The organism is Thiorhodococcus mannitoliphagus (assembly GCF_010915725.1).
Lineage (GTDB): Bacteria > Pseudomonadota > Gammaproteobacteria > Chromatiales > Chromatiaceae > Thiorhodococcus > Thiorhodococcus mannitoliphagus.
This window is the reverse complement of the sequence record NZ_JAAIJR010000062.1, coordinates 18,932-32,186: the sequence shown is the minus strand read 5'-3', so window position 1 is coordinate 32,186 and position 13,255 is coordinate 18,932. Positions and strand designations below refer to the sequence as shown.

At 64.8% G+C, this 13,255-nt stretch carries 8 protein-coding genes; 2 read left to right on the top strand and 6 right to left on the bottom strand.

Annotated features, from left to right (window positions below; genetic code table 11):
- Window positions 1–410: 410 nt before the first annotated feature.
- From G3480_RS15220 to G3480_RS15210, 3 genes are all read right to left on the bottom strand, one after another.
- Complete coding sequence (locus tag G3480_RS15220) at window positions 411–3,059, bottom strand: PKD domain-containing protein (RefSeq protein ID WP_164654739.1); 2,649 nt, start codon at window positions 3,057–3,059, stop codon at window positions 411–413.
- A 248-nt stretch (window positions 3,060–3,307) separates the two neighbouring features.
- Window positions 3,308–4,654 carry an ATP-binding protein gene (locus G3480_RS15215; RefSeq protein WP_164654738.1) on the bottom strand — a complete coding sequence of 449 codons (1,347 nt, stop codon included), beginning with the start codon at window positions 4,652–4,654 and terminating at the stop codon, window positions 3,308–3,310.
- Window positions 4,651–5,319 carry a response regulator gene (locus G3480_RS15210; protein ID WP_164654737.1) on the bottom strand — a complete coding sequence of 223 codons (669 nt, stop codon included), beginning with the start codon at window positions 5,317–5,319 and terminating at the stop codon, window positions 4,651–4,653. Before G3480_RS15210 ends, G3480_RS15215 begins: the two co-directional genes overlap by 4 nt.
- Before the next feature lie 304 nt (window positions 5,320–5,623).
- Between G3480_RS15210 and G3480_RS15205 the strand changes: the two genes are divergently transcribed.
- Both G3480_RS15205 and G3480_RS15200 read left to right on the top strand, forming a co-directional pair.
- The gene (locus tag G3480_RS15205) at window positions 5,624–6,943 is read left to right on the top strand and encodes a DEAD/DEAH box helicase (protein ID WP_164654736.1); all 1,320 of its coding nucleotides are present in this window, start codon (window positions 5,624–5,626) and stop codon (window positions 6,941–6,943) included.
- Between the two features lie 391 nt (window positions 6,944–7,334).
- Window positions 7,335–7,622, top strand: coding sequence for an RNA recognition motif domain-containing protein (locus G3480_RS15200; protein WP_164654735.1), 288 nt, complete (start codon window positions 7,335–7,337; stop codon window positions 7,620–7,622).
- Window positions 7,623–7,929: 307 nt separating this feature from the next.
- Here G3480_RS15200 and G3480_RS15195 read toward each other — a convergent pair whose 3' ends face one another.
- The 3 genes from G3480_RS15195 to G3480_RS15185 form a co-directional block, all read right to left on the bottom strand.
- Window positions 7,930–9,861 carry a monovalent cation:proton antiporter-2 (CPA2) family protein gene (locus G3480_RS15195; protein ID WP_164654734.1) on the bottom strand — a complete coding sequence of 644 codons (1,932 nt, stop codon included), beginning with the start codon at window positions 9,859–9,861 and terminating at the stop codon, window positions 7,930–7,932.
- A gap of 3 nt (window positions 9,862–9,864) precedes the next feature.
- Complete coding sequence (locus G3480_RS15190) at window positions 9,865–10,521, bottom strand: NAD(P)H-dependent oxidoreductase (RefSeq protein WP_164654733.1); 657 nt, start codon at window positions 10,519–10,521, stop codon at window positions 9,865–9,867.
- A gap of 222 nt (window positions 10,522–10,743) precedes the next feature.
- Window positions 10,744–13,173 (bottom strand): penicillin acylase family protein, encoded by a 2,430-nt coding sequence (locus tag G3480_RS15185; protein ID WP_164654732.1) that lies wholly within the window; start codon window positions 13,171–13,173, stop codon window positions 10,744–10,746.
- Window positions 13,174–13,255: the final 82 nt, after the last annotated feature.

Below are 13,255 nucleotides of genomic sequence, written 5' to 3'. Positions count from 1 at the left end.
TTCAGCCCACCCGGTTATCCCTCAACGCAAACGCGCGGGGGGCCGGCGCCCCCCCGGCTAGGGCGCCCCGGGCGGGGGGGGGCGCCGCTCCCACCGGTCGTGCGCTTGGACCAGACGATGATCGAGGCCGGGCTGAGGGAGGGCGCAATACCTGAATTTACAATGGCTTTCACACAAGTTCGATTTTCTGCGGCATACGGCAACATGGCCAGTTCACTCCATGTCGAGCGTCCCTGTGCCAACCGGATAGGCATGGAATGAACTTGCTCGAAATTCAGGAAATGCGGGCCTCCTCTGCATGAGGCCCCGGATAGGCATCAACCTTCGTGCCGCTTGAGGCTGACTGCTCAATGAGGGTCAATCTTTGCGGCCGACCTGCGGAGCCTGGGGCGCCGCAGGTCGGCGGCGGGCTAGTCCCTCTCCCCGCGACTCAGTGAGAGCCCGCGCTCGGGACGCGAGAAGTTGTGGCAAGCGGCGCAGTCCTTGCCCTCTTTCTCCACATGGCGCTCATGTACCCCTCTGAAATCACGGTCCTCGCGCTCGTTTTCGTGGCATTGGGTGCAGATGGCGTCCAGATTGCCGTTCAGGTTGGTGGTGCGCGACCCGCTGACCACGCTCGGATCTGTCCTGAGCCCGTACCCGAGCCCCGCGAGGTCGAGCTGTCGTGGACCTCCTGAGAGGGCCCCGTGGCAGGAGCCGCAACCGCGTGAATCGCCGCCCAAGGCATTGTCCTCGGGCTCGACGCCGTGATTGAGCGTCTGGTAGGTGAACACGGGGATGATCGAGATGTTGGGTGGCATCTCCAGAGCACCGGGGATGCCGCTGCAGACGCTGCTGGTCGCGGCGTTGGGTGCGTCCAGACCGAGACCGACCGCCACGGCGCGGCAGAAGCTGCCGGTACGGAAGAACTCGAAGGTCGAGTGGCCGACCACCTTGTTCTCCAGATCGTTGCGGGCCAGCTTGCTCCAGTGCGGCTTCATCGGATAGAGCTTGGCCGCCGGACTGAGGACGTCACCGTTGGGCTGACCCAGAACGTAAGTCGGATCGCCCGCGTTGAAGTTGCCGGCGAAGCTCGCCGCAATGCCCGCGTCCAGCGGGACCGTCGGCACATCATCCAAGGACTCTTCCAGGTAGAGCACCTCGCTCGTCCCGTCGAACCAGGCATAGGTCGGGATCAGCGATTCCGCGCCGAGACCGCCCTTGTCCTCGCGCGGCAGCCAGCCGCCGCGCCCGTTGCAGGCCGCCGCGGAGGGGTGCGGATCCTGCCAGTCACGCGCGACTTCGGTGCCGACGCTGGCCTTGGCGTAAGCGGGGATGTGACAGGTCTGGCAGGCGACCTTCATGGCGTGCTTGTCGCGGCTGGCGCCATCTGTGTTGCTGAAGTCGTCGTGCGGGCGATCGTCATGGCAGCCGCCCGTCTCACAGGTGAAGCGTTCTGCCACGTCATTGGGCCTGAGATCGAGGCCACGGCCGCGCATCCGGTGCCCCTCGCCATTGTTGCCAACGGCGTTGTGGCAATCCGAGCAAGTCAGATCCGCGCCTTGCGGGCTCATGTGCATATCGAGCGTGACGCTGGGGTTCGCGTTCGCTTTGGCCATGTCGCCGCGCTTGGTCCCGTCGCCGCCGCCGGCACCGGCGTGACAACTGAGGCAAGACATGCGCGTGGTGGCATGGACGTTCTGGGCCGCTTGCAGGGTGGTGATGGACATGGGGGTCATCGGCACCTCGGCCGGAAGGGTGTCGCTACCGGCCGGCAGGAACTGGAAGTCGAGCGTGACTGGGTCGACGTTCGGGATACCGGAGAAGCCGCTACGCAGCAGCTCGGCGCCGTCGTCCCGGATGAGGCTGCCCGTGCCGTCTTCGGTCATGTTCAGCAGCGAGAAATCCGAGAAGCCCAGGCCGCTCGCGGTCCAATCTGGGAAGCGTTTGTAGAGTTCCTGGTGGCAGGTCAGACAGTCGATATTGGCGAGCTGGGCATGCGCCTCGGCGGAAGCAGGGTCGAGCTGCTCGAACAGCGACTGCGCCATGGGGAAGCGACCATTGCCGACATGACAGCCGGCGCAGGTGAAGCGCGGCGAGTTCTCGTGCGTGCCGCAGTAGGTGTTGATGCCCGTGGCGACCAGATCGCCGGCGGCCTTTGCTGGCCGCTCGCCAGCGGCGCTGAAGTCGCCTGGGACATCGATATTGGTGACGAAGTCAGCGGCACCGCCTTGCTGATAGTGCACCGAGCCGTGCATGTCGCGCGCCTCGTCCTCGTGGCAGGCGACGCAGGTCGCCGGGCTGCTGTACTCGGTGATGTTGCAGTGCTCGGAGATGGATGAGGTGCAGCCGACGACGGGCGTGTCGGCGATGCTTGCCGTGGTGGTCGAGGGACTCGAGGTCGCGCCGCCGTTGTCGGTGACGGTCAAGGTCACCTGGTAGCGACCGATCGCCCCGTAGGTATGGCTTGGATTGGCATCAGCGCTGGTCTCGCCGTCGCCGAAGTCCCAGGCATAGCTGACGATGCGGCCGTCCGGATCGGTGGAGTCGGCGCTGCTGAAGTTGATCGCCGTGCCTGGTGTGCCGCTGTAGGGGCCGTTGGCACGCGCCGTGGGGGCTTGATTGTCGCCGTCCCCTGGCGCCTTGGGCGCACAGTCCGAGGGTGCGCGATAGACGTCGCGCTCGGCTGTTTGGCCGTCGGACCGGATGGCGCGCACGCGACAGGGTACGGGGCCTGGGCGCTCGTCACGAATCGACCAGGAGCCGTCGCGGCCCTCGGGCTCGTCGCTGCCGAGACGCTGTGCGGTGTCATAGGCATTGACCAGGGTGACACGCGATCTGGAACTGCCGGAGCCACGCGCGCTCAAGCGCCGCTCCTCACGGTCCCAGGACGCGCGGTCGATGCTGAGCTGGGCGCTCCGTCCATCGCGGTCATGATCATCGTCGTCGGCACTGACCAGGCATGGCGTCATCAATATGGCCGTTGTCAGGGCGGCAAGGGTCACGCAGAGCCGCCCAATGGCTCGGCTCGGTCCCGTAGGCGGTGCGCCCGGGATGCGGCGGTCTTCGGTTGCGGTCATCTGTATCCTCCAGTCGATCATTCGGTGCGCAGGGGCTCCTTGCGCTTGCCGTGCTCGCGAGTTCTTGCTCGATCGATTTCAGCGCGGCAATGTGCGAGCCGCGACGGGGCTCGCCAACCTGGGACACTAACCCCTGCCTCCTTAAAAAAACCTTAAGAAAATGGTCAAATTTGGAGTGAGGTTGGGTCTTGAGTGCTTGAGCGGACGGGGATAGATGTCTGCGAGCGCGGGAGCTGAGGCGGGCTGGATTAGGCCGTCCGTCGGAATCTGACCTCGACGAGCAGCCCTGCCAAGCTGGTCTCGGCCTCCAGCAGCTCGATGTCCGCGTCGTAGATGTCGCAGATGCGGCGGACGATCGACAAGCCGAGTCCGGCACCAGGCTCGGCCTGCCCGGCCGAGCGGTAGAAACGGTCGAAGACGCGCGCGCGGTCCTCGACCGAGATTCCAGGTCCAGAGTCCTCGACACCGAGAAGGACATGCTCGCGCCGTGCCGCGATGGTGACCCTGACCTGTCCGCCGGCGGGCGTGAACTTGACAGCGTTGTCCAGCAGGTTGGCAATCAGGACGCCCAGCGGCGCCGGTGGAATATCCACCAGAACGGGATCGTCCGACGGACTCTTGTAGGTCAGTGCCACGCCTCGAGCAGAGGCCATGGCCGATTTGTCGTCGATCGTCTCGGCAGCCACGGCTGTGAGCGAGCAGCTTTCTGCTCCGCTGTCACCCTCTCTATGATGCAGGCGCGAGAGGACGAGGAGCTGTGAGATCAAGTTGCTCGCCCGATCGATCCCCTGAAGCAGGAGATCCAAGGCGTGATCGCGCTCTTCAGGGCACTTGCTGCGACGCGCGATCTGCGCATGCGCGCGAATGATGGCGAAGGGTGTGCGCAGTTCATGCGAGGCGTCAGCGGCGAAATGGCGCTCCGCCGCCAAGGCGCGATCAAGGCGTTTCATCAGCCCGTTCAGCGCCAACGTCAATGGCCGGATCTCGACGGGCATGCGGCCCGGGTCCATGGGGTTGAGCTGCTCGGCGGAGCGATGCGTGACCTGACTCGTCAAGCGCCTGAGCGGGCGCAGCCCGTCGGTGATCGCGAGCCAGATCAGCAGAACGGCGAGCGGCATGGACCAGAGAATCGGGCGCAGTGCATGGAGCGTGAGGTATTGGATCAGCTCATGGCGGATCGCATAGCTCTGGGCGACGAAAATGATCTCGTCTGACGTTCCGGTCGGGAGCCCGAAGACGCGCCACGCTGTGTCGGCAATCCGGTGATCGGAGAAACCTGACGCATGCGCGAGCGGCTCGGCTGGAGCGGCTCCAAAGGTACTGATGAGCTTGCCTTGTCGCCACAGCTGAAAGCTGATCATGGACTCGTAGGGATGGCCGATGGGCGATAGCGCCTGTGGTGTACCGGCCGCGTCTGGGAGATTGCCCGCGAGGGTGATTTGCAGAAGGACGTGGGCGGTCTGGGCGAGCTGGGCGTCCATCAGCTCGCCGACTTCGTGCTCGGAGCGGTCCAGAGACACGGCGGCGACGGCAATCCAGATGGTCGCCCAGACGACGAACAGGGAGAGCAGCAGCCGGTGCCTGATCGATCTCATTCGCCGGGCTCCGAGATCAGCTTGTATCCCACGCCGCGCACGGTCAGGATGCGCGTCTTGCCGAGCTTGTTGCGTAAATTGTGGATGTGCACCTCCAGCGCATTGCTCTCCAGGCCGTCTTCCCAGCCGTAGCTCGCGGCCATTAGACGAGCCCTCGGGACCACATGGTCGGCGTGCGCGATCAGTGTCTCCAGAAGACCGTATTCCTTGGGCGAGAGTTCCAGGACGCTGCCCGCGAGTGTCGCACGGTGATCGCGCGTATCGAGCGCCAAGGTGCCAGCATGCAGGAGCGCTGCCGCATGACCGGAGCTGCGCCGAGACAAGGCGCGGATGCGGGCCGTGAGTTCATCCAAATCGAAGGGCTTGACCAAATAGTCGTCCGCCCCGGCATCCAATCCGGCGACCTTGTCGGCCACCGTATCCCGCGCCGTGAGGATGAGCACGGGCAGCTCGACGTACTGGGCGCGCAGGTCACGCAGGAGGGAGAGTCCATCCCGACCAGGCAAGCCGAGGTCCAGGATCGCAACGTCGAAGTGCTCAACACGCAGGGCATGCTCCGCGAGCGCGGCGGTGCCAACCCAGTCGGCGGCATAGCCGTCCTGGGCGAGCCCGGTCTTGAGTGCCGGGCCGAGCAAGGGATCGTCTTCGATGATTAGGATTCGCATGGTCTTGACATGATGCGCCGAGCATCCCGGCATTGCTCGCTGTCTTTCGCTAATGCCTTGGCCTTCCGCCCTCTTGGTGCCTGCTGAGCGCGCCTTGAGATGAATCTGTGAGCCCTGTCGGCGATTTCGCTTTGCATTTCGGAAGCATTCGCGTATCTTTGGCCGTCAAATTAAGCGCCATCCGGTCGGCGCGCCCCGTCTCTCGGTTGATCTCTCCTCTACAGGCTCACCCGTTACGATACTTCCCCTCATACTGCCTAGACCGGCCCAGCAAAATCCTGGGTAGGCCGACCCAGGAGCATTTATGTCCTTTGCTGAACTCGGCCTGTCGGCCGAATTGCTTCGCGCTGTCGAGGCGCAGGGCTACACCCAGCCCACCCCCATTCAAACCCAATCCATTCCAGCCGTGCTCTCAGGTCGCGACGTGCTCGCCGGCGCCCAGACGGGTACAGGCAAGACGGCCGCCTTCACGCTACCCATGCTGCAACGCCTGAGCCAGTCCAAGGCGCCTGGTCGTTTGCCGCGTGCGCTGGTCCTGACCCCGACACGAGAGCTTGCCGCGCAGGTTGGTGAGAGCGTGCGCACCTACGGCCAGCACCTGCCGTTACGCGCCATGCAAATCTTTGGCGGCGTTGGCATGGGGCCGCAGACGAACCAGCTGCGTCGCGGTGTTGACATCCTTGTCGCGACCCCAGGCCGGCTATTGGATCACGTCGGCCAAGGCAATCTGGATCTCTCCAAGATCGAGTTCTTCGTCTTGGACGAAGCGGATCGCATGTTGGACATGGGGTTCATCCACGATATTCGGCGTGTGCTCCGCCTGCTCCCCGACGAGCGTCAGAACCTGCTCTTCTCCGCGACCTATTCCCGTGAGATCGAACAACTCGCAACCGGCCTGCTGCGGAATCCGCAGCGCATCGAGGTGGCGCGCCGCAATACCGCGGCAGAGACGGTTTCGCAGCTGTCGCACCCGATTGCACGCGAGCACAAGCGCGCCTTGCTCTCGCACCTCATTCGGACGGGCGGCTGGGACCAGGTCCTGGTGTTCACCCGCACCAAGCATGGCGCCAACCGTCTTGCGCAGCAGCTCGAGCGGGACGGTATCACGGCGGCGGCCATCCACGGCAACAAGAGCCAAGGGGCGCGCACGCGGGCGCTTGCCGACTTCAAGAGCGGCGCGGTCCGAACCCTTGTCGCGACCGACATTGCGGCTCGCGGGCTGGACATCGACCGCTTGCCGCACGTGGTGAACTTCGAACTGCCCAATGTCGCCGAGGACTACGTCCACCGTATCGGCCGCACTGGTCGCGCGGGCGCGGACGGGACAGCCGTCTCCCTGGTCAGCCCGGACGAGCGCGGTTTGCTTGCCGGCATCGAGCGTCTGCTCGGTCGGCGCATCGAGAGCAAGCGTATCGCAGGCTTCTCGGACTTGCCGGCGACAGCTGCCGGAGAGGCTAGCGAGGCCGAGCAAGACCGTGGGCGGCAGGCGCCGGCGGCGCGCAAGCACCACGCACGCCCTCGAACAGAAGGCCGCGACTCCGGCGGCAGGGATGCGAAGCCGCACCCCCGCCCGCGCTCACGCACGCCCGGCGGCGGTCGATCCAGACCTCGGGCGAGCGTGTGACGCCAGAAGCGCCGTCAGCTGAAAGCGGTGGAAAACTGTGTCTAAGCAAGTGTCCATCAATTGTTTCCCGATGCGAGCGATGCCGCCCGAAATCCCCCCTAGCCCCCCTTTGCGAAAGGGGGGAAGTTGTTGATGGACGCTTTCTAAGTATTAGGTATGTTTCCGGACGCACGATCCTGCTCTCCACGAGTAGAATGGTGTATAGGCCCGAGAAGCCGACAGTCGCTTGAAATTTTGATGCTGGGTGCTGGCGAGTGAATGCTGGCTACTCCGCCTGACGAAACTTGCGGGCTTGGCCCAGGCCAATCCGCAATCCCTTCAGCCGAAGCGCGCATCGGTTGGTTGAAGGCCTCTTTTTTGATGCGCAGCCCCTTGAGAGAATAAGAGACTGATGAATATCTATGTTGGCAACCTGGCTTACGCCGTGACCCAGGATGATCTACGCGAAGCATTTGCAGCCTATGGCCAGGTCGAGAGCGCCAATCTGATCACCGATAAGTTCACTGGTGATTCAAAGGGTTTTGGCTTCGTCGAGATGCCGAACAACTCCGAAGCCGATGCAGCGATCAAGGCACTGAATGAAACCCCGCTGAAGGGTCGTCCTCTGCGTGTCAACCAAGCCAAGCCCCGTGGCGAGCGTCCTTCGCGTGGTGGTGGCGGCGGCGGTTCGCGCTGGTAAGCAGGCCGGTCGCTGGCAGCCACTCGCTGTCAGCTTCCCGCCGTTTTGAACGCGGACATTGCCAGGTCTCTGGCAATGTCCGCGTTTTGCGTTTGGCCGTTGGCGTTAGATCCCTAGTGCAACTGTGCGAAAGTCCCGAGACCGTCTCAGGTCGTTGTCGTTGTCGTTGTCGTAATCGAATATTCGCCATGTCGAGACCGCGATCACGATTACGACAAAGACAACGAGGAGGCAACTGTCTCTGAACTTGCGCAGCGAAGCACTAGGCTGACCACCCTCCCATGTGATTCGTCTGCATGATCCTTGGTCATTTCGAGGACGCTTGCGCCCCCTTCGGCGGCGGCGTCCAGCCGCGCTCCGTTCGATCGTGCAACTGGAGTCTGTCTGTCTCCATGAGTACAGCCAGTGTCTCCCGGTGTTCGCGTGCTCGCGCGAGTAGGGCGCGGTTCTTGGCCACGTCCGGGTGCTCGTCCCACAGCTCGTAGAGCTGATCCAGTCCCGCCTCGTCGTGTCGCCGAAAGGCACGCGCCATCTTCTCGACCTTGAAGGCATGCATCCCCAGTTGCTTCAGTGCCTCCGCGCTCAAGCGCAGCGAGGCGTCAAAGACCTCCCTGAGCGCGACATCCGCCCCAGCCTTGCGCAGCAAGTAGAGGTGATTCACGTCGAATGCGCGTGCGAGCACCTTGACCGAGGGATAGCGCCGCTTGACGTACTCGACGAGTTGCACCGCGCGGTCGCGGTCGTCGATGGCGACGATCAGCAGCTGCGCCTCTTCGATTCCAGCGGCCCTCAGCAGGTCCGGCCGCGTCGCGTCGCCGAAAAAGCTCTTGATGCCGAATCTGTGCTGAGTCTCGATCTGTGACGCCTCGTGGTCCAGCACCACGGTGCGGATCCCACTGGCGATCAGCAGGCGATTCACGATCTGACCGAAGCGCCCGATGCCGGCGATGATGACCGGGCCTTGCTCGTCGATCTCGTCCGCATCCGCCGGCTCGGCGCGCGATTTGTGCGGCAGGATCAAACGGTCGTAGATGACGAAGAGGGCCGGTGTCAGCAGCATCGAGAGGGCGACGACCAGGGAGAGGAGCTTGGCGTCCTCCATGGCGATGACGCTGTTGCTCATGCTGAAGTTGAGCAGGACGAAGCCGAACTCGCCCGCCTGCGCGAGCCCCAGGGTGAAGAGCCAGCGGTCCATGGTCTTCAGGCGGAAGAGCCGAGCCAGACCGAAGAGGACGCACCCCTTCAGCAGAATGACCCCGATCGTGAGGCCCAGCACGGTCGCGAAGTCGCCGAAGAGGATCTCGAAGTCGATCCCGGCCCCCACGGTGATGAAGAAGAGTCCGAGCAGCAGGCCCTTGAAGGGCTCGATGTCGGATTCCAGCTCGTGGCGAAACTCGCTGTTGGCCAGGATGACCCCGGCGATGAAGGTGCCGAGCGCGGGCGAGAGGTCCACCAGGGTCATGAGTAGGGCGATGGCGACGACCAAGAGCAAGACTGCGGCGGTAAAGATCTCGCGCAGCCTGGACTCGGCGACGAAGCGCAGCAATGGGCGCGAGAGAAAGTGTCCGCCGAGCAGCACGGATGCGATGGCGCCCAGCACCACGAGCCCGTGCGCCCAGCCGGGCAATCCGGCTACCAGGCTCATCTCTGCGGCGTGAGCCAGGGTCTCGGACCCAGCAGCCTGAGGCGCGTGCACCAAGGCATCGGCGTCGATCAGCAGGAGTTCCGGACTGGCCAGCAGTGGCAGCAGGGCGAGCAAGGGGACCAGGGCGATGTCCTGAAAGAGCAACACGGAGAAGCTCGAGCGCCCGCCCTGAGTGCCGCTCAGCCCCTTCTCGGTCAGGGTCTGCATCACGATGGCCGTTGAGGACAGCGAGAAGATGAGCCCCACGGCCAAGGCCAGTCGCCAGTCGGTACCAAGCGCCAAGGCCGCGAGCGCGATGAGCGCGGCGGAGAGGGCGACCTGCAGCCCGCCCATGCCGAGGAGGCGTGTCCGCATGGCCCAGAGGGTGCTCGGGTCCAGCTCCAGGCCGATGAGAAAGAGCATCATGACGACGCCGAGTTCGGCGAAATGCTGAATCTCCGAGGTTTCGCTTCCGACCAGGCCCAGCAATGGCCCGATGACGATGCCCGCGATCAAATAGCCGAGGACCGAGCCTAGCCCCAATCGTTTGGCGATGGGCACGGCGATGACGGCCGCGCAGAGATAGACGAAGAGCCGAAAGAGCATGCCGTCCATGCGTTACTCCTGTCGGATCAGCGCTGACAGCTCGCCGTTGAGCTTTGGGAGCTGCTGGGCGCGACTGATGTCGAGGCGATCGTCTCTCAATGCCTTGAGGAGATCGACCCATTCCAGGATGTGTGCGTCGAGCCGGCCCTCCTCGACGGCTGTCCGGGCGCTGAAGAGCGCGAAAGGCGGCAAGTAGACCATGCCGCAGAGGTGAGCGGACTGCTCGAGCGGGTTGAGCAGCTCGCGGATACTGAAGTGATGAAAGCCCTCGGCCCGATAGGCGAGTTCAGGCCCTCCAGCCGTGAGCGCGCTGAAGAAGACCTTGCCATGGAGGGCCGTTCCTTCGGTTCCATAGGCGAAGCCATGCTCCAGCACGAGGTCCTGCCACTCTTTGAGAATGGCAGGCGTCGAGTACCAGTAGAGGGGGTGCAGAAAGACGATGACCTCGTGCGCGAGCAGACGCGCCTGCTCGCGGTCCACGTCGATGCCGTAGTCGGGATATTCGCCATAGAGGTCCACGAGGTTGACCCCTGGAATCGACGTTGCAGCCTCCGCGAGGTGTCGGTTGACCTCGGAGCGATCTGGTGACGGGTGCGCATAGAGCACGAGGATGGGTCGTGCCGAGGGGTGCTGATCTTCGGTGTCGGTTCTATGGGGCTCGAGTGTCAAGGTGTTTCTCCAAGATCGGCTGATGCCGAATCAGGGCGGATAGCTGGGGAAAACCCTGGCGGTCAAGGCGTCGACCACGGCATCGCAATCTCTGGCCTTTCCATGGGGCGCGGTCGGGTACAGTTGTCTAACCCGGAGAGATGGTGGCGCTTCGCCGCGAAAGAAATGGAACAGCGCTCCTGTCTGGGCGCGGGTGTTTGTCAGCTCCAATCTCGGGATCTCTTAGGGTCCGTCGGCCGGGACCAGTCGACGCCGGTGCGCAGGCGGCCCGGGTAGCAAGGGGACAGGTACGCCCGCCACCCAAGCATCATAATCTCTTAGCCGCATCGGCGCGAAGGGATGCGCGTTCGGCCCGCCGGGCAGTTGCAGGATGCCCTCCGACTCCGCTCCTGGCGCGACCACCAGTCGCTCCGAGGCGCCGAAACTCGGGGTTGCAACCCGTGGCACGTAGGCGTCGCCAGGAACCTCCCTGGGTGGCAGGTCGATGGCGCGGCCGAGCCAGTGCGGGAGCGCCTGGGACAGGGGGTGCGTGATCGCCGTGGTGTTGCGCTTGCCCCAGGTGCGGGACGCCCATTGACTGGGCTCCCCCCAAGCGGCCAGCACCTGCTCGAGGCAGGCGCGCTCGAACTCGGGCCAATCCCTGTAGCCAGGAGGAATCCACTCCGGCCGCGCATTGAGGATCGCCCATACAGCGACCTCGGTGCGGGGGAGTTGGGTCATCGCAAGCGGATCCGAGAACTCGGGGACTGCGGTCCCCAGTGCATACAAAAGCCTTCGACTGACCTTGGTGCGCCAGTCGTGCGCCAGGCGGTAGGCGACGGAATGGGTCGCGGCCTCGCCGGTCCAGTCTTCCAAGAGACTCAGCAGTCGGTTCCGCTCTGGCAGCATGGGGTCGGTTTCGACGAGTGCTCGAAGCCGCTCGTACCACAAGGCCATGAGTTCGGACTTGGTGTCGAGCTGGATCCGAAAGAGGGTGTGCTCGTCATGCTGGTCTCGGGCATCGAGCAGATCCCGAATGCGCCTTGCTCGCGCGCCGAGCGCGTAGCCACCGTCGCCGATCAGGCCCTGCTCAGCGAGGTCGACGACACGCGCGTTGGCCGTCCAGAGTCGGCGCCGCTCCCCTGGGTCGATTCGCGGGACGGCGTCGAGCCAACCATGCCAGCCGGTCGCAGCGTCCGCCCAGCTGCGTGGCTGTGGTCCATTCAACCCGAGCCGGTGGGGGATGCGCCCCATCAGCGTCCAGCCGACCGAACCATCCGCGCCTGCGACGATGAGGTTTTGTGCGGGCACCCCGATCTGTGGGGCCAGATCGAGCGCCTGCTCGACACTTGTCGCCTCGGCCAGTTCCAACAGACGGAGATTCAAGGCATCCGGCTCCTGGGCGACCCAGCGCAGCGCGAGCGGCCGGCCTAGATGATCCTGGGCCACAACTGGCCCCCAAATCGACTCAGTGATCGCGAAGGAGATGGGCTCGCCGCCGGCGACCTCAATGCGCTCTTGCCGCTGTCTCAGCCGCTTCCAGCCGTCCGGGGTGCGGTAGCGCGCCTCGTCATCCGGATCCATCTCCAGGACCACGTGGTCGAGCCAGTCGCCATAGCTGTTGGTCAGGCCCCAAGCGATGTGGCCATTGCTCCCGACGATCAGCGCTGGGGCCCCGGGGAGCGACACACCGACGGCGTCAAGCGGTCGTTCTCCCGCACGCAGGATGCGGATGGGATACCAGGTGGTGGGCACCTGGAGTCCGAGGTGCATGTCATTGGCCAGGATCGCCCTGCCATGCGGTGTCAGGCTGCCGGCGACTGCAAAGGCATTGCTGCCGACGTAGGCTGAGTCGAGGTGGACGGAAGCGCTCTGGATGACGGCATGCGCTTGGTCTTCGCTGTCTTGGCGCCTTGCCCCCCGTTCCGCAATACGCACCTGCGGCCAAGCGCCGGCTTCGCCCTCGACGGGGGCTTCCCAGGGACCTGGGGAGGTCGTCAGGAGTTTGAAAACGTCTGGAGTCAGGGCCCGGGAGACGGCGTCGAGGACGCGCTCGCGCCTGTTGCGCCCGTCCTGCAGGTCGCGGAACATCGCCAGCCCGACGGCATAGCTGTCGCGCGGGAGCCAGGGCTCCGGCCGTTGACGCAGCAGGATGTATTCCCAAGGTCGCGCCCGGAGGCTTGCCAGGCCGGCATTCACGCCCTTGGCATAGGCGTCGAGGATGATCCGCTCGGCCTTGGTCGCCTGCTCCAGGGCGGTCCGAGCCGTCCCGGGTAGGTCATGGCGTCGCGCACCCTCATCGGCCGGCAGTCCGCTGGGTCCGATGAGCGCGGCCAAGGTCCCGGCGCCGACGCGCCTCAAGAGGTCCATCTGAAAGAAACGGTCTTGGCCGTGCGCATAGCCAATACCCAAGGCGGCGTCGGCCTCGGAGTCCGCCCTGATCGTCACCCGGCCGTGCCTGTCTCGCTCGAGGACGACCTCAGCCGTTGGGCCTGCAACCCTCTCCTCGCCATCGAGCGGCGGCAGGCTGGCGCCGATCCAGAGCAAGAGGCCGGCGACGGCTGTGCTGGCGAGCAGTGCCGCGCCGAGCAGAACCCGCAGGGCGGCGCGCCGCCATGATCGGCCGATCCGGCGTGCCGGGGCGGCGGACTCAGAGACTCGGCTGGGTTGCATATTGGGCTTCTATTCGGCTGGGCGCTGAGGGTATCTTGCGGCTCAGGCGGGCGACTTGCGACTGAGCAAAGACCCGACGCCG